The 19,085-nt window shown below is 42.1% G+C and carries 24 protein-coding genes and 1 pseudogene; 9 read left to right on the top strand and 16 right to left on the bottom strand.

Annotated elements, in window-relative coordinates; translation table 11 throughout:
* Positions 1-3: 3 nt before the first annotated feature.
* Both K331_RS0119780 and K331_RS0119775 read right to left on the bottom strand, forming a co-directional pair.
* Positions 4-840, bottom strand: a complete 837-nt coding sequence (locus K331_RS0119780; protein ID WP_028591645.1) for a MerR family transcriptional regulator — start codon at positions 838-840, stop codon at positions 4-6.
* Between the two features lie 212 nt (positions 841-1,052).
* Positions 1,053-1,424, bottom strand: a complete 372-nt coding sequence (locus K331_RS0119775) for a nuclear transport factor 2 family protein (RefSeq protein WP_025679937.1) — start codon at positions 1,422-1,424, stop codon at positions 1,053-1,055.
* Positions 1,425-1,574: 150 nt separating this feature from the next.
* Here K331_RS0119775 and K331_RS0119770 point away from each other — a divergent pair, with 150 nt between their 5' ends.
* Positions 1,575-1,889, top strand: a complete 315-nt coding sequence (locus K331_RS0119770; protein WP_028591644.1) for an ArsR/SmtB family transcription factor — start codon at positions 1,575-1,577, stop codon at positions 1,887-1,889.
* Between the two features lie 155 nt (positions 1,890-2,044).
* Here the strand turns inward: K331_RS0119770 and K331_RS0119765 are convergent, their stop codons facing one another.
* Complete coding sequence (locus tag K331_RS0119765) at positions 2,045-2,602, bottom strand: GNAT family N-acetyltransferase (protein WP_169718365.1); 558 nt, start codon at positions 2,600-2,602, stop codon at positions 2,045-2,047.
* A gap of 151 nt (positions 2,603-2,753) precedes the next feature.
* Between K331_RS0119765 and K331_RS29985 the strand changes: the two genes are divergently transcribed.
* Positions 2,754-3,338, top strand: coding sequence for a GyrI-like domain-containing protein (locus K331_RS29985; RefSeq protein ID WP_169718364.1), 585 nt, complete (start codon positions 2,754-2,756; stop codon positions 3,336-3,338).
* Positions 3,339-3,429: 91 nt separating this feature from the next.
* Here the strand turns inward: K331_RS29985 and K331_RS0119755 are convergent, their stop codons facing one another.
* Positions 3,430-3,879, bottom strand: coding sequence for a GNAT family N-acetyltransferase (locus K331_RS0119755; protein ID WP_028591642.1), 450 nt, complete (start codon positions 3,877-3,879; stop codon positions 3,430-3,432).
* A 255-nt stretch (positions 3,880-4,134) separates the two neighbouring features.
* Here K331_RS0119755 and K331_RS0119750 point away from each other — a divergent pair, with 255 nt between their 5' ends.
* Positions 4,135-4,326, top strand: coding sequence for a helix-turn-helix transcriptional regulator (locus K331_RS0119750; RefSeq protein ID WP_028591641.1), 192 nt, complete (start codon positions 4,135-4,137; stop codon positions 4,324-4,326).
* Entirely contained in the window at positions 4,326-4,844 is a 519-nt protein-coding gene (locus K331_RS29980) for a DUF3278 domain-containing protein (protein ID WP_051289931.1), read from the top strand. Before K331_RS0119750 ends, K331_RS29980 begins: the two co-directional genes overlap by 1 nt.
* A 258-nt stretch (positions 4,845-5,102) precedes the next feature.
* Here the strand turns inward: K331_RS29980 and K331_RS0119740 are convergent, their stop codons facing one another.
* Complete coding sequence (locus tag K331_RS0119740; RefSeq protein ID WP_028591640.1) at positions 5,103-6,935, bottom strand: UbiD family decarboxylase; 1,833 nt, start codon at positions 6,933-6,935, stop codon at positions 5,103-5,105.
* Positions 6,936-7,234: 299 nt separating this feature from the next.
* On the opposite strand from K331_RS0119740, the gene K331_RS0119735 reads away from it, so the two are divergent.
* The gene (locus K331_RS0119735; protein ID WP_211237347.1) at positions 7,235-7,525 is read left to right on the top strand and encodes a hypothetical protein; all 291 of its coding nucleotides are present in this window, start codon (positions 7,235-7,237) and stop codon (positions 7,523-7,525) included.
* Positions 7,526-7,693: 168 nt separating this feature from the next.
* On the opposite strand, the gene K331_RS0119730 is transcribed toward K331_RS0119735, so the two are convergent.
* A complete protein-coding gene (locus tag K331_RS0119730) occupies positions 7,694-8,440 on the bottom strand; it encodes an amidohydrolase family protein (protein ID WP_028591638.1) in 747 nt (248 codons plus the stop codon).
* 330 nt (positions 8,441-8,770) lie between these two features.
* Here K331_RS0119730 and K331_RS0119725 point away from each other — a divergent pair, with 330 nt between their 5' ends.
* Entirely contained in the window at positions 8,771-8,956 is a 186-nt protein-coding gene (locus K331_RS0119725) for a sporulation protein Cse60 (RefSeq protein ID WP_028591637.1), read from the top strand.
* 214 nt (positions 8,957-9,170) lie between these two features.
* Positions 9,171-9,617, top strand: a complete 447-nt coding sequence (locus tag K331_RS0119720) for a GreA/GreB family elongation factor (protein ID WP_028591636.1) — start codon at positions 9,171-9,173, stop codon at positions 9,615-9,617.
* Positions 9,618-9,736: 119 nt separating this feature from the next.
* Here the strand turns inward: K331_RS0119720 and K331_RS32780 are convergent, their stop codons facing one another.
* The 6 genes from K331_RS32780 to K331_RS29965 all read right to left on the bottom strand — a co-directional run bounded on the left by K331_RS32780 (position 9,737) and on the right by K331_RS29965 (position 14,583).
* Positions 9,737-10,498: a cohesin domain-containing protein gene (locus K331_RS32780; RefSeq protein ID WP_051289930.1), complete on the bottom strand. Its 762-nt coding sequence runs from the start codon at positions 10,496-10,498 to the stop codon at positions 9,737-9,739.
* Positions 10,450-11,112 carry a hypothetical protein gene (locus K331_RS32775; protein WP_051289929.1) on the bottom strand — a complete coding sequence of 221 codons (663 nt, stop codon included), beginning with the start codon at positions 11,110-11,112 and terminating at the stop codon, positions 10,450-10,452. Before K331_RS32775 ends, K331_RS32780 begins: the two co-directional genes overlap by 49 nt.
* Before the next feature lie 195 nt (positions 11,113-11,307).
* A complete protein-coding gene (locus tag K331_RS0119710; protein WP_084165518.1) occupies positions 11,308-12,276 on the bottom strand; it encodes a polysaccharide deacetylase family protein in 969 nt (322 codons plus the stop codon).
* A 167-nt stretch (positions 12,277-12,443) separates the two neighbouring features.
* Positions 12,444-12,854, bottom strand: a complete 411-nt coding sequence (locus K331_RS0119705) for an SH3 domain-containing protein (RefSeq protein ID WP_226383644.1) — start codon at positions 12,852-12,854, stop codon at positions 12,444-12,446.
* A gap of 162 nt (positions 12,855-13,016) precedes the next feature.
* Positions 13,017-14,000 carry an ROK family protein gene (locus K331_RS0119700; RefSeq protein WP_028591633.1) on the bottom strand — a complete coding sequence of 328 codons (984 nt, stop codon included), beginning with the start codon at positions 13,998-14,000 and terminating at the stop codon, positions 13,017-13,019.
* A gap of 271 nt (positions 14,001-14,271) precedes the next feature.
* Positions 14,272-14,583 (bottom strand): ferritin-like domain-containing protein, encoded by a 312-nt coding sequence (locus K331_RS29965; RefSeq protein WP_226383643.1) that lies wholly within the window; start codon positions 14,581-14,583, stop codon positions 14,272-14,274.
* A 35-nt stretch (positions 14,584-14,618) separates the two neighbouring features.
* On the opposite strand from K331_RS29965, the gene K331_RS0119690 reads away from it, so the two are divergent.
* Positions 14,619-14,942, top strand: coding sequence for a hypothetical protein (locus tag K331_RS0119690; protein WP_028591632.1), 324 nt, complete (start codon positions 14,619-14,621; stop codon positions 14,940-14,942).
* Between the two features lie 156 nt (positions 14,943-15,098).
* Here the strand turns inward: K331_RS0119690 and K331_RS33065 are convergent, their stop codons facing one another.
* Positions 15,099-15,179: a YjcZ family sporulation protein gene (locus K331_RS33065; protein ID WP_318842592.1), complete on the bottom strand. Its 81-nt coding sequence runs from the start codon at positions 15,177-15,179 to the stop codon at positions 15,099-15,101.
* A gap of 282 nt (positions 15,180-15,461) precedes the next feature.
* On the opposite strand from K331_RS33065, the gene K331_RS0119685 reads away from it, so the two are divergent.
* Positions 15,462-16,673: a chromate transporter gene (locus tag K331_RS0119685; protein ID WP_028591631.1), complete on the top strand. Its 1,212-nt coding sequence runs from the start codon at positions 15,462-15,464 to the stop codon at positions 16,671-16,673.
* Between the two features lie 70 nt (positions 16,674-16,743).
* On the opposite strand, the pseudogene K331_RS33240 reads toward K331_RS0119685, so the two are convergent.
* The 3 genes and pseudogenes from K331_RS33240 to K331_RS0119670 all read right to left on the bottom strand — a co-directional run.
* Positions 16,744-16,857: pseudogene (locus K331_RS33240) on the bottom strand (fibronectin type III domain-containing protein); the annotation flags it as partial.
* A gap of 455 nt (positions 16,858-17,312) precedes the next feature.
* A complete protein-coding gene (locus K331_RS0119675; protein WP_028591629.1) occupies positions 17,313-18,320 on the bottom strand; it encodes an LCP family protein in 1,008 nt (335 codons plus the stop codon).
* 42 nt (positions 18,321-18,362) lie between these two features.
* Complete coding sequence (locus tag K331_RS0119670; protein WP_028591628.1) at positions 18,363-19,085, bottom strand: SGNH/GDSL hydrolase family protein; 723 nt, start codon at positions 19,083-19,085, stop codon at positions 18,363-18,365.

Genomic DNA, 19,085 nt, shown 5'->3' with positions numbered 1-19,085 from the left:
CACTCATTCCTCCTTGCCCAGTTCGCTATATCGTATTGGAATTTGTATTTCTATCAATTGTGCATCCTGTTCTGAAGATAACGAATAATACAGCTCCCTACCGGATTCGCTTTCCTTGATCTGATACTGATGTCTCTCAATCCATCTAGCTAAATGAACACAAGCTGCACCATCAAAATGAGTATTGGAATGAAAAGCCATCGTGGCCATCATCGGCTCAGCAGGAAGAGTTCGTAGCTGAAAAGGCCCTGGGTACGATTGCAGCTCACAGGTTACAAAATAACCGACTTCAAATTCAAACTCATCCTCTTTTCCCTCGATTTCTTTCCACAAAACAACCTGCGGACCTTGAATCCATTGGCGAATTTCCTTCGTTAATAACTGCTCCAACCGACAAAGCAAATCTGGAATGTCCTCTTCTTTCCCGCATGCGGTCTGAAAAAGAAACTGCCTAGTCTCTTCTGCTTTGACTCTGACGTCTTGCTCTGTCTCAAATTGTCCCTCTTGTTCTATAAGCTGCATGCGCTCCTCAATTCTGATGAGTCTGGCTTGTTCCGTGTCAATGATTTGCTGGATTTCACTTCTTTTCAGCTTGAACATCCCCTGGATGTTCTCCAATGAAATATCTTCCTGCAGCAGCTGTGCAATTTGCGGCAATGTGAAGCCCAATTCCTTGTAGATTAAGATTCGATTGAGCTCCAGAAGCTGATCGGCGGAATAGTAACGATAGCCGGTATCGTGATCCACCCTTCTCGGCTTCAGTATCCCAATCTGGTCATAATAACGCAGTGTTTTTAAGGAGACCTTACTTAGCCTTGCAAACTCACTGATTTTAAACAAAATATCACCTCCGCTCTAAACATAATAGGAGTATATAGGTTCCCGTGCAGGGGAAAGTCAAGTACGGAGTAGTACTAGCCATATCACACTGTCCTATAGCGAACAAAAGGATGCCACTGATCACGGCATCCTCTGGGTATTCATTCATTATTAATGATTGAATCTTAACAGCCTAAGTTCAATCAATAAAGTACTTTATTGTCGTTTGGCACTTATTTATAATTCCGAAATGCATTTGGATCCTCTTGGATATTCTCCAGATATACAATCTTTCCTGCTTCATTCAGCCTGGCAATGTCAATGCCAGTTCTAGCATATACGGTGCCATCTGCAGCTTGCCCACATACGGCCCAATTTGTCCGGTAGCTGCCGTCCGGCTGTAGTTCCCATTGATCCCACATATGCTTGACATCACTGTTGTACTCGTAGAAGGCCTTCATAAAGCCTTCAAAGCCTGTTCTAGTCGTACCGTTAAGTACGATCTCGGCATCAGGTGTGAACATGGAGAGCAGATCGTCCATCGCACGTTGCTCCGTACGTGAAGCGTCAAACAAGCGGAAATAGTTATTTAATGCAGTAGTCATGATGTTCCTCCAAGTAAAAGTGTTGTATATTAGTTCGATAAATTTCGAACCAATGTTAATCACAATAACATAATAGGTAGCCCATCACAACTGTCAGTTCGAAAAAAATCAAACATTGAAACATCAAGTCCCCTGTGTTACCGTTATGTTATGAAAACACCAACGATCCCAGATACTTCTACCCTAAATCTGACGACCGTCTTCAACGCACTTGGAGATCCGATTCGTATGAAGATCGCCCATTGCTTAGCTAGCTCAGGCGAGAAGAACTGCTCCGCTTTTGAAGTAGGTCATATATCCAAATCAACGCTGTCCCATCACATCAAGATTTTACGGGAAGCAGGAGTCATTCAACCACGAATTGAAGGAAAGCAACATTACTACTCTATTCGGAAGGAGGATTTGAATCATCGTTTCCCTGGAATTGTGGACCTGATTATAGCTGAGGGCGGGGAAGTAAAGTAGCAACGCGAGTACGTTTGTTGATTTAGATTACATACCCACGAGCCTGCCTCACGATCTTCTGACCTCCAAATAAAAAAATGCCCCTGCCTATGATGGCGAGGGCAGTACCCAACCTTTCGAATTCCTTATTATACATTTTTTAAAATGAGGGTTCACTAGTCTTGCAACTCGGATATCTCGGGCCTACTGAACCAGTAGAGAAGGCTACCCATGAACGACTTGAATACACCACGAAGTTCCCCTTTGGTAATATCTTGACCATGAACCATAACCTCATAGGATTGATTGAATTGACTGATCGTCAGCTTGGAATTTTGATAACCATTCCTTAAGTAAAAGCTTTTACGTTGTGTCCTCTGTTCATGGTTACTGGCCTCCTCCTCAACGGCTTCAATATTGAGAATAATACGGTTATTCGGGTACATCTCCTTAATCTTAGTCAACACCTGACTACCATATCCTTTAGATCTGATCTGATTATCAATCGCCAGGTAAAATACAAAAGTAATGTCTTTAAATACAATCAGATAGGTAAAGCCAACGAATGTATGCTCATCATAAAAGGCTTTAAAATGGATATGATTCTTCTTGGCTCTCCATAATAGAATCCACATAGGCACTCTTTCTTCTTCAGGAAATGCTCCCTCGTAAAGCTCTTGCAATCTATCCATACCTTTAAAATATTTATCGACACTCTCAATTCTCACACTCATATCGTTCTCCTTTTCCATAAAAAAAATGCTACCTCAAAGTAACAGGTATCCCCCTCTTGACTTCACCATCAACATACTCAAAGATTTGAATGTCCCACTTAACGAAATAAAGAATTATCTTGCGGTAAGAAACGCCGAACGATCCATACAGATGTCAGAGCAAAAAATCAGCGAGATTAATAGGGAGATCGAGCGATTAGCCTTTATTAAATACACCTTAGAGGAATCCGTTAGCAATATAAGACGAGGCTTAAGTGCGGATGTTTACACGGTTAGGCTGGAGGAACAGGCAGAAGAGCTAATTATCCGAAGCGAGCCTTTAACGGATCTGGATGAAGATGAATACATTCACTGGATGTTAGCCTTTCACAGCTTCGAAGATCGTAACATCACTAAGGACACCTCATTCGTAGGTTACCTGCTTAGCAAGGAGAGTATCCTGCAGGGTGATTACCACTCCAAGTCATATTTTTTTGTCAAAAGCAGGAGTAAACCAAATAATTCGGCGATCAACTTCATTAAACCAAAGGGCATGTATGCCGTTGCCTACCATCAAGGTAGCTACGCAACCATTGGTGCGACGTATGAAAGGCTCGTTAAGTATGCGAACAAAGAAGGCCTAACACTCGCTGATTATGCCTACGAAGAATATCTTATTGATGAGGTCACGGAACAAAGTGACCGCAATTACGTCACCCAGATCACGATAGGTGTCACGTCCCTTGCGAGTGAATAGATAATTGCTCAGTCTTTGCTTAAACGACAATGGTCCCTGACTACTACTAGATCAGTTAGCAGGGATCTTTGTTTGTTGCCAAGCCTTGTGATCAGACCTCCTTCACCATTACCCTTTCCCCGTTTATATCCAGCTCTCCATTGAACTGAAATCCAAACTTTTGATATAAATACAGTGCTCCTTGGTTATTCTCATATAGACTAAGGTATATCTGTTTACAGCCATATATCTTAACAAGATGCTCAATGAGATTACTGAGCATGATTTTTCCGATACCTCTCCCCTGAAAGCTCTTGTCGATCAGAAATCGATCTAACCATACCCGTCCATCCCTGCCTTCTCCAGGGAACAATCCATACATAGCGAATCCTGCCAGTTCATCATTCCAATAAAGTGCTACAGGCTGATAATGCTTACATTGCTGTGCGTCCTCCAAACATTGCTGAGTCGTTTCAATATATATTTCTTGATCACTGTTCACACTCAAGGATAATACTTCTTTGATATTATGCTTTGTGATTTTTTGGATATCTACTTTCATAATTCTAATCATCCACCTTAGCCAATCTGATGAGCTAGCTATCATTTCAGCCACTCGTTTCTGTGATAACAATAAAGTATGACGTTACCAGATAGTCAAGATGTCTGCTGTTATTAGCTTTTAGCTCCATATCTGCATGGGATTCAAAAATTCGTAAAATCTTTAGTTTGTCATATATATTTGACATATCTTTAATAAAGATATACCATAAGAGCTAACTTCATGTCATTTATATGTGACATAATAGGAGGATTTATGAATAAAGTCAGTGAATTCAGAAAGCAATCAGGCCTGTCACAGCTTGCTCTCTCTCAGAAGGTTGGCGTTGCCAGACAAACTATTAATCTAATTGAAAATGACAAATACAATCCTTCACTGGATTTATGTATTAAATTAGCTAAAGCCCTGAACACTGATTTGAACACACTTTTTTGGGAGGAAAATTAATGGAAGCAAACCATTTTGAGAAGAAAATGCTAAAGCACTTTATAGGTTATGTGGAGGAAAGAGATGAATACCAACAAGAAGCGATCTATCGCATTTTAGCTAATGCCTGTCTGTACGCCTTCTACCTGGCAACTATTCTAATGCTCATAAGTTTGATTATAGACACTGCACATCACACATTTAGCTTCGGGACCATGTCATTATTCATTGTGCAACAATTTATATCTTACTTCACTGTAAATAAACTCAAAAAAACAGGGATCGCTGAAACTGAGTATGATCTTGAAACGGACTACAATAATAAAATTTATGTCTTGAAGAGAAAATCTATTATATCTGGTATTCAATGGAGCTTTAGCATGATGATTATGATAGAATTTCTGTTTCCTACTATAGCTAATCGGACGATCACAATGAATTGGTTCTCGATGGTTGTTTGGATTATTGCCGGTGCAGCCTTTGGATTGTGGGTGTATTTTCAACAGAAGAAAAATATCAAACTGTTCAAAGATAGCTAGATTTCAGCTCTATATAATAATTCAATATAGGTAAGCTTGTATGGGGGTGGAGGGATTTCACCTGGAGCATGGCTATTCTTGATGAACTCTATTTTTATACTCATCACCATATAATGGTATACTTTGTTTCTCATATATAATTATAGGTACTCACATGAAGGCAAAAAAAGCTCTTCTAGCATAGCCAGCAGAGCTTTTCATGTAATAGTTATAATAGATACAACCTAATAGATACTTACCTGTTGCAAGCTTACACTACTATTTCAGTACGCCGCTTAGGCTGCCACCTTGAGCAAATAACGGATCAATTCGTTTCTCAACAGCTGGATCCGGAATAAGTGGAGGGGCATGATGTGGCTTCGTTCTAGCATCTATAATAAGATTGTCGCAGCCCCAATGCTTAAAGGTACTGTCAGCATTCACTCCATAAATATCATGAGAAGGATTACTCCGAGTGAAGGTCGTCCATAGGAAATTATCAAGCTTCTCACTGACAAAAGAGCTACTGTCACATAGAACGATTAGCGGACAGTTGGACAATTCACCACGCATACTAATGGCATTCGTCAGCTCATCCAGCTGCTGCTCTGCATCTGCATACGTATTGAACGCTGGCCCTTCAATCGCTACCATACCCGGAAGGATGAGCTGCGGATTGACGTAATTTCTTAGCTCCTTCAGCTGTTCTGGAACCTCTGTACACAAGTCACGCTTCTTGTCGCCACAAGCAGCAAATATGACTTTGCTTCCCTGATTCAGTCCATTACCCGAATAATCTAATGTATCAATAGTTGTGTTGGTCTGAAAATGAATATCTCGCTTCAGGTCAATGCGCTCCAGCACATAAGATAAGAACTGAGATATGTTATGAGTGCTGAGCGGCTGCTCTTCCTCTGCTGCAATGAATAAATATTTGGCAAGACTCAGTTGGTTGGTACCCAGAATTCGATTAGCGATGGTGAGCAGTTCCGCCGGTTGCTTTACCTTCGTGTACGGAGTATAGCGTTCATAGCCAACTGCAAGTAGCAGTGGATGTACCCCCGCAGCATCAACAGCATGTACCTCCTTCACCCCTGGAATCTCCTGCTTGATGGCCCCGCCTGTCAGCTCATGAATGAGTGCTCCGAACGTGGTGTCTTCCTGCGGTGGCCGGCCAACGACGGTGAAGGGCCAGATTGCATTCTGCTTCGCATAGACTTTGCGAATACGCATCATAGGGAATGGATGTGTTAAGCTATAGTAGCCCAGATGATCACCAAAAGGTCCCTCAGGTTTTGTTTCACTAGGATGAATTTCTCCAGTAATCACAAAGTCCGCATCCCGGCTTATACAGTAGCCGGCCTCATCATATCCGTACCTGAACCTTTTGCCAGCTAACAGTCCAGCAAACAGCATTTCGCTTAATCCCTCTGGTAGCGGCATCACAGCTGATACGGTATGTGCGGGTGGTCCGCCTACGAAAATGCTTACCTTAAGCGGCTCCCCTTTCCGATTGGCTTTGTGCTGATGAACTCCGATGCCCCGGTGAATTTGATAATGCAGGCCAAGCTCCTTATTCGTCTCAAATTCATTGCCTGTGAGCTGTACACGGTACATTCCCAGATTAGCTTGCATAATTCCTTGCTTGTCAGGGTCCTCACTATATACTTGCGGCAACGTAATGAATGCCCCTCCATCCATCGGCCAATGCTTAATCAACGGAAGGTCGGTAATTTGGATTTCTTTGAAGCCTGATAGAACATTCCCTTGCTTGAGTGGTAGCGCTTTAATGGCCGACGTAGCATCGGAAATATGCCGAAACGGGTTCTTTAAAGCCTTCATCGGATCATTGCGTAAGGCAATGATATTCTGTGTTGATTCCCAGGTATCTCTAAAAATAAATTTGCCCCGCTCCATTGTGCCGAACAGGTTGGATATTGCCTTATAACGCGATCCCTTGATATTCTCGAATAAAAGAGCGGGACCTCCCGCTTCAAACACTCGCAGGTGAATGGCGGACATTTCAAGCAGTGGGTCTACTTCTTCTCGTATGCGAATGAGATGCCCATTTTGTTCCAAATCCTTTATGCATGCCTCTAGTGATGTATAGATTGTAAGACACTCCTTTCATGAGCTACCCTTGTATGCCATTAGGAAATTCTATTGCAGGAAAATAAACATGTTATTTTGCCCTTCCTCTATAGTACTTATATGTGAATAATATCTCAACCTAGTCACTACTTACATAACCCATGTTCTCGCCTAGAAGAAGCTCTGATTAGACATGGAAAAAGCTCTTTTCGGTCTAGAAAGGCAATAAGCTCCTGCAAGGGAATGACTTGAGTCCAATGAGAATAGTACAGTACAAGGCTATCTAATGGCAAATATTGAAGATGAAATGGTATACTTACATGAAAAAAGTAGGCCGGAGGCATTCACAGGGCTCACAATTGGCTGAAGTATTCAGTCATGTACTGGGTGACAATATAAGCTTCGTTTCCTTGCCTTTTGACAGCTTTGAAGCGGGCATTCGTCCATTTCTAGGAGAAGAGACAGCCAGTGGCCCAAAAGGAATGTATCAGTGGATTTATGATCATACCGATCACCTTCCGTTATATCAGAAGGTCGATGCGAGCCTTAAAGCCAGCCTTCAGTTAAATACACTGGCAGAGTGGATTCGTCAGACGATGATTAAACCATAATACTGAGTTATCAGCTATACAATGAAGTAAAACAAGCAAGAAAAGATAGATTGATATCTTTTCTTACTTGTTTTTTTGCACAATCACACTAGCACCTTGACCAGATCACACAACAGAATAGAGCCGCTGCATGTGAATGCTTTGTCAACCACTGCTAAGCTGCCAGCTTCACTTTAGATACCAGTTCATTGCATTTTTATATAGAACCTGTTCCGTCTGTTCTTCACCAAGCGTATTATAAATCAGTTCAATATCAAAAGGATGATAGGGCCTCTTTGCTCTCGTGGAGGGCAGATCCGTGCCAAACATAAGAGCCTCAGGATTCACGGAGCAAATGGAACGGATCGCCTGTGCTACGTCAAGCTCAACTCTACCGAAGCCTGTTGCTTTAACTCTTACCCCTTTATCGACTAAGGATAGCAGATGATGAAATCCTTCCTTGGATAGCCCCAAATGGTCTACCGAGACGGCTGGAAGATGCTCCAATACGGATGCGATGTCCGGTAAGGAAGTAGAGTCAATGTATAACTCCGCGTGCCATCCTGCTACCTCATAGACTCTTCTTGCAAAGTAGTCCAAACGAGAGATATCCTCTGAACCTCCGCGCCTGACATTGAACCGAATGGCTCTTACACCATACCCATGAAGCCTTATAATTTCTTCGTCCGGGGTATTGTAAGGCACTTGAGTGACTCCAACATAATTTTTACCGAGCTTTTGCAATGAATCGATCAAATAGGTCTGATCAAAGCCTTGAAATGAACCAGATACGACAGCCCCGCCTCTAACCTCTACATTTTGGACTTGCTTCAGGTAATCTGTGCAGGTGAACGCATCAGGCACAAACCCTTGATTCTCGATTAATGGAAAGCGTGGGTCAATAATGTGTAAATGAGCATCAAATATAGTTCGCATGACGTTAAAATCTCCCTTCTTCCTGCTCCCTTGCTTCTTTACTCCCCGAATTTTTTGGTGATAGCTAAAAATAAATTAGTTTCATCTATTGAAACCTGATTTCATTATTACACCTATCTTAACATAGCATTCTTGCAATGGAAAACTCCAACATTCACGCTTGAGATAGCTTACACGACTTTCGGACCATACATTTGCATAAATGGTATCCAAAATAAATTTTATTCAATATATTACATTTAATGTTTAGACAAAAACTTTTATTATGCTATGCTTCATGGATACCTATAAAGGTTTCTTACTAGCACTACATTGTAGGGAGGTGATGCTGTGATCCAGGTTAAAGAATTTATAAGCACTGATATTTCTTATGCCGAAAAAGAAGCAAATAATTTCCTTGCTGAGCTTCATGAGGAACAATTCATAGAGGTGCTATACGATACTCACACTGTACTGGATGCCCAAGGCTGTAAACATAACAGATCAGCCATTTTGGTAGTCTACAAAAAAATCTGATGGTTTGACGGTGAGCATAGAAATCGAATAAGAAGTGAAGGTTCACATTTCGTCAGTGAGGCGAAGTGTCTTAGTTGTATGTCCTCTTATAGAAATACTATTAAGGAGGGGATCACGAGCTCTAACTTAGTTTCTCTATAACAAAAGAAATACGGAGGGTTTAACATGAGCTATTCATCCAATCCACTTATCTTTCAGGGGGAGCTTATCTATTATGAACCATAGTTTGTTGCTGGAAGGATCAAGAGTACAACTCATTGACCAATTAGTGTATCTGGACGAAGGTTTGTCTTCCTTTATGGATGAGTATTTCCCAACTCCCAATAGACAACGAAAGTTAGTGGAAAATACGCTAACAAAATATACGTCCATTATTGAAGGCATTGTTCAGAACTTTACGGATCGTAATTTGAATACTTTCGTATTGATTGGAAGCAAAGTAACTATACAATATCTGGATGATGGTACAAGTGAGTCCTTTGTCCTTGTCTTTCCTTCCCTTGCAGATCCGGACAAAAATCTCATATCGTTTCTTTCTCCTATAGGCTTACATTTGCTGATGGCACAAAAAAATGAAGTGTATGAGCTGGAAATTCCTTCAGGAACTGTACCCGTTCAAGTGGAGAATATTCAATATTACAACCATGGAAGCCTGGAGTAATGTAATCAATTAAATATAACCTCTCGTCCAGACGGGCGAGGGGTGTTCCTGTTGGGTTGGGCCTGATTGTAAAAGAAAAAAACTCTGCCAACGTTAGTCGACAGAGTGTTAGCTATTTTCTATAAGAGATTGGGTGCATAATTGGTATTGTTCAGCATCTGATTCACAATATACACCAGGTCAGCGTCATTCACGTTCCCATCAACAACTTGATCTGCACTATGATTGATTGTATCCGTATCGGCAGCTGCACGTCCAAAATAAAACCCATCGATCGCAAGATCAACCAGTGTGTATTCACCGGAATGGTTAACGTCCAGGATATCAGCTTGTTCTACGGTCACCGTGTCACCTCCGCATGAATCGTCTATCAGATCCCATTCCGTCTCTGTATTCGCTATGCGGCAGTACAAAGCATCTACATCACCCGTACCCGCAGATTTCGCTTTGAATTTCAAATTCAAGAATGTTTTAGCTTCGGCCCCAGTAATTCCATATTCCTCACCTTGACTAGCCACGATAAAGCGAATCTGGCCATTCTCATCCACTGGGGTATTATATACCTTGTATCCATCCACTTGGTCAAACCCTAAATATTCAAATCGTTCTGTATCATACTTTATTCTGAAATCCTCGGCATAGATGCTACTAACATTCTCAAGCGAAATAGCAGCTATGAATTCATCTCCGACTTTTACAGTATCTTCAGCGATGGTAACACTCAACACGGCTTCAGGGGCAGCTTCAAATGTTACTGAAGCCTCATTGGAATAAGTCGTTTCCGCATCGTTTACGATTCCCGCAACCACAAAATAATACGTCGCCCCGTTTGCTAATCCTGGGACTTCATAATTTCCATAAGCATCCTTGGTAACCGACACCGTATCTGTGTATTTCCTGGCTCCGTTCCGTATTTAATCATATAGCTATCTGCATACGGGTTCGGTTCCCAATCTAATATGACTTGTTGCTTAGAAGCAGTAGCATTTAAATTTGTAGGAGCATAATTTATCATTTCTCCCGTACTATCGATATCTATTGATTCCACTGTAATCCAACCCGTCCCATTAATCCCACCAATAATTTCCACATGATGCTCCTGATCACTCAGACCATCTATCTCAAACACCAATGTTTGCCGTTGATCACTCCCAAATTCGGAGTAAGTATATGTGACACCATCAATGATGACTCTATTATCTGTGAATCGCTCATTATACCGATAAGCCATTATTCTTAGCTTACTGCCCTTGAAGCCAAAGACAACCTTTGAGTTCTTGGTACCTCTATACAATGAAAAATTAGGAATCTGTGTCCAGGTTTTGTTGTAGTAAAAATAGTTTTGTGGGTTGGCAACCACTCTTTTCCATCCCGCTTCCGGCGCCGCAAGTCTACCGCCTACAGATGCTGCAAAAATACTACCAGCATCAATGAAGCAAAAAAGTAACAATGCACTAAACATCAGACAGACTCTTTTCAACAATGTTTCTCTCATCTTATCCCCCTGCGTAATATTCATTCTATTAAAAAATATTGAATATCTAGAATTTTGTCTAAACAATTCCTTGCTGATCTATAAATTTATACTATATTTCTTAGAAAGGATGCGAATCCACCTGCCCCTTGGGCAAAAAAATCAAAAAGACTCTGCCACAAATGCAGAGCCTTAGTATCCAATATTACCTCATCACTACCTCATAGTTTTAAATGTAAAACCATGATCCTTCAAATATCTCAGGATTTCTGGGAGAGCCTTTGCCGTCTCTTCTTTACCATAGGTGTCGTGCATTAAAATTACTGCTTTTTCCCTGCCAGCCACACTTTTTTTGAACTCTTCTACTAACGCTTCTGCTTTCTTGGGCGCCCCCTCAGCATCTCTCGGCAATGTATTCCAATCTACTTGATGATAGCCATCAGCCTGCAGCATACTGTCCAATACCGATATACCGGAAGGGTCTTTGTGCTGCCAGGTCATATGTCCTCCAGGAAATCGAACAGCCCGGGTTGAGAAATCCTGTCCGAGAACCATCTGCAAAGAGTCCTTCGTTTTATTAATTTCTTTCATAAAATGATCTGCATTAACCTTTCCGCCAGGATATAAATAGTCATAATCATGTGAATATGTATGATTGCCTATCGCATGTCCTTCTGCGGCTATTCTTCTGACTAGATTTTTAGTATCTTCATTTTTATCTACCGCTTTTCCTAATACAAAAAAAGTAGCTCGCACATCTTCTTTCTTCAAAATATCCAGGATTAGCGGGGTCACTGTCGTGGAAGGCCCATCATCAAAGGATAAATAGGCAACCTTTTCCCCATTCGCTCCATCTGGCATATCTCCAAGCATTTGCTGTTCTAAATATTTCTCCACAAATGCAACATCCTCAGCCAGAGGATCTTTCTGAAGCGGAACGATCTCATTACTATTTAAAAGAATCGGCCCTTCAGCATTCATATACTCCCCGGACACCTGTTCTTCAGGAATCGAGGCAAACTCTTTGGTTTGCTCGCTTTTGGAGGACTCGTTACTCGTTAATACTCTTATACATACCAGTATCAAGATAATTATAAGCAATAGGATTAGTCGATTTCTTTTCACTCTTTGAGATCTTTTCATTCCTCTGGCACGTCTCATTTGCAATGCAGCATTCTTTTTCATTCAGGTGTACCTCGCTATAAATGGATTGACCTTCTGTCTTGTCCTACTATAGCAAGCAGTTGTATCTTTCCTACCCATACTTGTAACGGTGTTGTTACAGCGTTGTCACAGTGTTGTGAAATCATAAAAACTGTACAAAAGCACAAAGCTTTCATACAATAATTTTCCTACCACACTTTAAATGTAAAACGATAGATTTCACTTGTGTCTCGGGTGCTTCCAGCGACAAATAGACTATCCTCCAACCAGGTCAATTGGTAGAAATCCTGGACGTTGCGATAGATGATCGTATCTGACTGGAGTGTGTCATTTCTCAGGTAGGTGACATGCAGCTCATTATTACTGGAATCATACAGGAACAGCCCTCTGGTTCCATCTACTCTACCCATTAGCATGATATCGCCATTATTTAATAGGGAGTATTGAATGATTTCTTCAGCACGAATGAACAGCTCATCATCCTTGGTATCTTGAAGTGCATAACGGTAGATAGCCTCATTGCCTTGCCCAAGATAAACGACCATAAAAATACTTGCCTGATCCTTACTAATGGTTATGCTATCAGGATTAGCCATCATTCCATTGTCAGACTCGCTAGCGACGAATTGAGACATACGGAATACAAATGGCACAGTATTTATGGCAATTCATATACGTAGTCTGCAAAAAGCCTCATACTCACTGCGGGACTGGGATTAACCCTGGCAGTGTGAATGAGGCTCTTTTTAAATCTAATTCATCTAATTCGTCTTGTTTATCTGATTCGATGCATAAGCCGCCGCACCGATCATACCTGCTCGCCCACCAAGCTGTGCAATAACGACACGACAAGCATTTGACGATAATTGAAGTGCATGAGCCTGAATGGTCTCTCGTACAGTATGTAACAAGCGTTCTCCTGCAGCCGATACCCCTCCACCGATAATAATTAACTCTGGATTAAATAGATTAATGACATTCGCAAGACCGAATCCGAGGATCTCCCCTGTCTCATGCATAACCTGAATCGCTAGCGGGTCGTTCAGATCATAAGCATCTGAGAGCATTTTTGCACTAATCTGACTCAGATCACCTTCCACCCAGGTCTGGATCATGCTATGCTCTCCGCGTTCCAGCTTCTCAATACAAGTACGTACCATTCCTACAGCAGATACATATCTCCCCAGGCAGCCTGTACTCCCGCATCTGCACGGACGCCCTTCCCGGAACATGTTCATATGTCCAATTTCTCCGATGCTCGAAGTCGTTCCATATAGAACTTTTCCATCTACTACAACCCCAGACCCCAAGCCAGTTCCAATGGTGACCAGTACGATATTATTCAAGCCCTTTCCTGCTCCAAAGTGCCACTCTCCATAAAGATTCACCCTGACATCGTTATCCATAAATACCGGGAATGAGAAGTCTTTTCTCATTTCTTGGACTACATTAATATTCTCCCATCCTGGGAAGTTCGGCGAGAAAATAGATAGCCCCTCCCTGGGATTCAGCAATCCAGGAATGCCTATTCCCATGCACAATACTTGCTCGTCGGATATTTGATGAAGCTGCATTAGCTCACGGATCATATTTTTAATGGCCATGATAACATAATCAGGACCCTCCGATGCATATGTAGGCTCATTTCGCTCTGATAAAACACTCAAGCTTTCATCTAGAATAGCTGCTTTGATATTGGTTCCCCCGAGATCGATGCCAATAATATAACCAGGTGAATGATTCATAGATGAATCTCCTTTGAGGTATGTATTCTTGTACAGTGTAAGTTGGCTGTAAATCAAGTGCATTTTCGATTGTGTGTTTTCCTAAGCATCAGAACGCTTTCCTGAAATCTCCTCTTAGTATAGCAGTTAACGCACTTCATGTTGTGACCAGATCATGTCTAGTTGACAACTCTAATACAAATAAGCGAGTAGATATACGATCAATCGAACATTATGTCGATATCATTACGTACTTCTCTCGCTTATTTGGTAGGATTTTTTTAAGAACCACCTAAGTATTCAATGTAATCAGATAATTGTATTTATCAGCATGCTTAAGCTCATCCAATATGATGCCGAACACCGTGTCTTTATAGATGCCAGCAGGCAGTCCAAACCAAATCTTGCGGTATCGTTCTACTGCACCCAATTCCCCCATCAAGGCTCGCTGTAGACCTTCTGTATAGGAGTTCACTTTTTCATATTGCTCATTGCTGGAACCTGTAATGGTCTGACCTGTCCTGACATGAAGAGCAGAGAAGTGGAAGTCCAGCATCTGGTACGAACAGAACTTTTTTATGAACAATAAAATCAGTCTGGGCATATGGTGTATTACATATCAAATAAGGAGTGCTGAGTATGACCCTACAATTGAATCCACAGCAAAGAGTGCTATTTCAAGCAGACCATAATACAGCTCAAAACATAAGAGCCTATAGAGATCATCTGCACAACATTTGCAGACATCATGTACACCAATATGTTCGTATCGAGACCTTAGACGGTCAGGTTGTTGTTGGTAGAATTGTGAGCTGTGACAAGGGATTGTTGAACATCGCTGTTAAAAATAATGAAGGTCATCACGGGCATGGTACTTATGGGAGAGGTTTTGGTTACAATGACGAGCTCATTTTAACTCTTGTTCTCTATGAATTGCTCGTCATTACGTTGTTGTACACCTAACAGAATACTTCATCATCGTGAATAAAGGAATGACTCCTGTCTTTACAAACAGAGCCATTCCTTTTTGTGATGTATTTTACCGAACAAGCGAAATCATAGACGGGGTGTGATCAAGCTGCAAGATGTATTCAGCCTCACTGCAATGAACGCAATCAATTAGCAAAAAGTTCTCAGAACGATAACCAAGAGAATGTAGAGTACCAGAATCACGGCAGTCGAAGTGTAAATCGGGCAAATTTTCTCACAACTCACTACAAACACCTCCTTGTGATTTACCACAATATACGCATGTATCGTCCCGAGTGTTTGTGCTCATACCTAAAATTAGATATGAACATTTAGACCAATTCCATAACTTATGTAACATCGTGGCCGCCATCATTATTTAATCCAGCGTTTAAATTAATAATGATTATGATGATTATAATAGAGCTAATCAGGTGGAGTACAATGCGACCTCCCTTGACTATTAATCAACTAGATAACCTGGAATAATCCGCTGAGGAGGAATAACAACGCTTGGAGAATCATCAAGTTCTACATCAAGACCAACCTAAAAGTAAAGCCAGGGCACTGTCTGAAGTGCTGGCTGTATCCACGAAGCTCGGCCTCACTTCATTTGGAGGACCGATCGCACATCTTGGTTATTTTCATGAAGAGTACGTTCGCCGTCGAAAATGGATGGATGAGCGAAGCTATGCGGATTTAGTAGCACTGTGCCAATTTTTGCCCGGACCTGCGAGCAGTCAAGTAGGGATTGGAATTGGGATTATCCGCGCCGGGCTGCTCGGTGGGCTGATAGCTTGGCTAGGTTTTACACTTCCATCTGTCATTGCCTTAGTCTTGTTCGCCTTCCTCTTGCAAGGGTTTGATATCAGCAGCTCAGGTTGGATTCATGGTCTTAAATTGGTTGCTGTAGCCATTGTCGCCCAGGCCATACTCGGTATGGGACAAAAATTAGCTCCTGACCGTAGCAGAGCAACCATTGCCATCTTTACGGCTGCGGCGACCCTCTTGTGGCAGACTGCTTTCATTCAAATCCTCCTTATTATTATGGCTGGCTTTATTGGTATGATCTATTTTAGAAAAACGACAACCACTCCGACATCAGACCTGTCTGTTCCTGTAAGCCGTAGCTTGGCAGTAGTCTGTTTAGGTACTTTCTTTGGAATCTTGATTGTTCTACCGCTGCTAAGCCAATTGGATAGTTCGGGATGGCTGTCATTCTTTGATAGCTTCTACCGTTCAGGATCGCTTGTATTTGGGGGAGGTCATGTCGTACTTCCACTGCTGGAGCGTGAATTCGTCCCTACAGGTCTGATCCACAAGTCCGACTTTTTGGCGGGATACGGTGCAGCACAAGCTGTACCGGGGCCATTATTCACCTTTGCCGGATATTTGGGAGCGATGATAAGCGGAGTTACAGGAGCAGTGATTGCAACGATCGCTATATTTTTGCCCGCTTTTCTTTTAATCGTAGGAGCATTGCCCTTCTGGAATTCTTTACGTAAAAGCCCCAAAATCCAAGGCGCTCTAATTGGAATTAATGCTGCTGTTGTAGGCATCCTGTTGGCGGCATTATATCATCCGCTTTGGACAACATCTGTCCTAGCTCCTGTTGATTTTGCACTGGTAACTATTTTGTTTCTAATGCTCGTTTTTTGGAAAGTACCGCCCTGGATCGTTGTCGTCGCTGGTGCAGCCGGTGGTGCAATGATTAACTTGCTCTAACTCGTTAAACGGCAAAGAGCCTTACCAGTATGAATGCTGGCAGGGCTCTTTTGAATATGACGGTATATTGTTAATACTCACTGACCTCAAATGTCAGTACACGATCATATAAGATGTAATCTTTACGGCTGCTGAATGGACCTTTGTTATGATCATACTTGTCGAGGGCATAGGAAGCTTTGCCTCATATCTAGTCCAGCCATTTTCCGGGTTCTTAAGTACGGTTCCTATATTGGCTGCATAGGTTTTTGTTGCCGTTAAAGAGAGTAGCATGAAGAGCGTAAGACCAAAAATGATCGTAAACTTTCTTAGTATTTCCTTATTCATCGGAATACCCCCTAATATTTGGTGAATCCACTTAAAAATAAGGTAATCCATCAATCATGTCTAAACATAAACTTACTGATTTATAAAAATATACTATAATTTTGCATAATTATTTTTTATTGGTTTTCATTTTGATACAAAAAGCTCTGCCAGCGCTCGCCAGCAGAACTCCTAATACTAGAACTAACCAATGTTGATTCAACTAATTGCTCTGCCTTACGGTTCAGCTCTGTAAACTTGCTAAATAATGTTCCCGATAGCTGTATTACCTTATGCGATAGATTAAGCTACCTCCAATTGTTTCGTGTTTCTTTACTTCCCCACACTAGTACTTGCTTGGTCTACACCCGCCTCGTCTACAACTGAATCAGGCTCACTGGTTTGTAGCACGTCTTGTACAAATGCTCTCAAATCACTTTTACTCGTCACACTTAAGACTGCTGCTCGCCCCACATAAGTCTGTTCGATTAGCTTCATAGGAGGAATCTGCTCACTAGCTGTAACGTTGCTCTGGTAACCCAATGAAGCCAGCTTCCATATATCGTCGACCGATAGATTGGTATCTATATAGGGACTTACTTCCTTCAGGATGGATGGGAGCTTCATAATCGAGGTCGTCGTCTTCATCTCCTCGGCAATGGCCTTCAGGAAATCTCGTTGTCTCTGCGTACGCGAGAAGTCAGACATGGCATCATGGCGGAAGCGCACATACTGCAGGGCTGTTGTTCCATCCAAATGCTGCATTCCCTCTTTGAGGTTGATATCAAATTCGTGCTTATCCGCTTTACTTTCATAATTCATATCCTTCTCAACATGAAAATCAACACCACCTACAGCATCGACCAGCTGAATAAAGCCTTGAAAATCTGTATACACATAGTATTGAACAGGCATACCTAGCAATTCGCCTACTGTACTCATAGCCACCTGTGGCCCGTGTTGAATGGCTGTATTTATCCGGTTCTTGCCGTGTCCAGCTATATCCGTATAGGTATCTCGAAGAATGGAGAACACATGGATGCTTTTCTGCGTAGGGTCCAGGGATACTACCATCATGCTGTCCGATCTCGGAATTTCCCCCTTCTTGGTTCCACGGGCATCTACCCCCATCAGTAGAATATTCACAGGCTCGGTGCCCAGCCACTCAGGTGGTTCAACAGCTACAGCTTCATTAATCTCACTAAAAGGAGAGTTTTCTGGCGTCTTATTCAGACTCTCCAGTCCTCTATAAATAGAGGAAACGTAATAGATAGCAGAGCCAAGTGCCATGATTAGGATTAACAATAATAATTTGATTAACGTTTTTTTTCTAAGGGTCATTCGATTACTTCCTTTCTCGACCTTGCTGTATACTGAGATAAATTAATGGTCCTGCAAGGCTTCTACAATAAGTGAAGCATAATATCTTCCGCCATCAGGCTTCAGGTGAACGCCATCTTTATAGAAATACTCTCCTTTGCCTTCACTGGCAGCATACCAGTCTAGCACTGTCGTATTGCTGAACTCCTCAGCAACCTCTTTGATATTCCTGTTCACCGTATCCTGCCATCCCTTGGGTACCCGTGCTGTTACCAATACCACTCGTTTGGCGTCGGACAGGGACTGTAATAAGGAACGAAGCTGCTCCTTGCTGAACGGTCCGTTGGTACCCAGTTCAATGACGATCTGTTCCCCCAGTTTTCCTTGCGCTTGTAAATCATGGATGACCTTCTTCGCCTGCGACATCTGTCTGCCCACCTTGCCGTCAACGGTGATTTCAGGAAGCTGCTCCTTCAGGTAGGGTTTAACCCCGATCATCACAGAATCACCAATGGCGGTAATTCCTTCTCCGTTGATTGCTAGCTGTGCTAACTCCTTTTTCTTCGCATTAGAATCCCTCTCCTTCGCTGGCGCCTCCTTTGCAGCCAATCCATGATCGTTAGCTTGATGCACCCTTTCTCCCTGCGCTATGGAATGAACATCACTTTGCGAAGCTGTAGGTGTCTTAGCTCTCGTGACTCCCTCTGATCGGCTTCCCCAGTACACACATATAGCAATGACGCATACCAAAACGAACCATAATCTCATCATTTTACGCTGCTTCAT

The organism is Paenibacillus massiliensis subsp. panacisoli DSM 21345, from assembly GCF_000426545.1.
Taxonomy (GTDB): Bacteria; Bacillota; Bacilli; order Paenibacillales; family Paenibacillaceae; genus Paenibacillus; species Paenibacillus panacisoli.
This window is presented reverse-complemented; position numbering and strand designations above follow the sequence as displayed.

Coding starts and splice junctions, on each gene's coding strand:
- K331_RS0119705 (WP_226383644.1), bottom strand. CDS start 12,854: ATGATGGCTAATCCTGATAGCATAACCATTAGTAAGGATCAGGCAAGT.
- K331_RS29985 (WP_169718364.1), top strand. CDS start 2,754: ATGTCAGAGCAAAAAATCAGCGAGATTAATAGGGAGATCGAGCGATTA.
- K331_RS0119690 (WP_028591632.1), top strand. CDS start 14,619: ATGACCCTACAATTGAATCCACAGCAAAGAGTGCTATTTCAAGCAGAC.
- K331_RS0119775 (WP_025679937.1), bottom strand. CDS start 1,424: ATGACTACTGCATTAAATAACTATTTCCGCTTGTTTGACGCTTCACGT.
- K331_RS0119730 (WP_028591638.1), bottom strand. CDS start 8,440: ATGCGAACTATATTTGATGCTCATTTACACATTATTGACCCACGCTTT.
- K331_RS0119750 (WP_028591641.1), top strand. CDS start 4,135: ATGAATAAAGTCAGTGAATTCAGAAAGCAATCAGGCCTGTCACAGCTT.
- K331_RS0119765 (WP_169718365.1), bottom strand. CDS start 2,602: ATGAGTGTGAGAATTGAGAGTGTCGATAAATATTTTAAAGGTATGGAT.
- K331_RS0119675 (WP_028591629.1), bottom strand. CDS start 18,320: ATGACCCTTAGAAAAAAAACGTTAATCAAATTATTATTGTTAATCCTA.
- K331_RS32775 (WP_051289929.1), bottom strand. CDS start 11,112: ATGAGAGAAACATTGTTGAAAAGAGTCTGTCTGATGTTTAGTGCATTG.
- K331_RS0119670 (WP_028591628.1), bottom strand. CDS start 19,085: ATGAAGCAGCGTAAAATGATGAGATTATGGTTCGTTTTGGTATGCGTC.
- K331_RS0119735 (WP_211237347.1), top strand. CDS start 7,235: ATGAAAAAAGTAGGCCGGAGGCATTCACAGGGCTCACAATTGGCTGAA.
- K331_RS0119770 (WP_028591644.1), top strand. CDS start 1,575: ATGAAAACACCAACGATCCCAGATACTTCTACCCTAAATCTGACGACC.
- K331_RS0119755 (WP_028591642.1), bottom strand. CDS start 3,879: ATGAAAGTAGATATCCAAAAAATCACAAAGCATAATATCAAAGAAGTA.
- K331_RS0119720 (WP_028591636.1), top strand. CDS start 9,171: ATGAACCATAGTTTGTTGCTGGAAGGATCAAGAGTACAACTCATTGAC.
- K331_RS0119700 (WP_028591633.1), bottom strand. CDS start 14,000: ATGAATCATTCACCTGGTTATATTATTGGCATCGATCTCGGGGGAACC.
- K331_RS0119710 (WP_084165518.1), bottom strand. CDS start 12,276: ATGAAAAAGAATGCTGCATTGCAAATGAGACGTGCCAGAGGAATGAAA.
- K331_RS29965 (WP_226383643.1), bottom strand. CDS start 14,583: ATGCCCAGACTGATTTTATTGTTCATAAAAAAGTTCTGTTCGTACCAG.
- K331_RS29980 (WP_051289931.1), top strand. CDS start 4,326: ATGGAAGCAAACCATTTTGAGAAGAAAATGCTAAAGCACTTTATAGGT.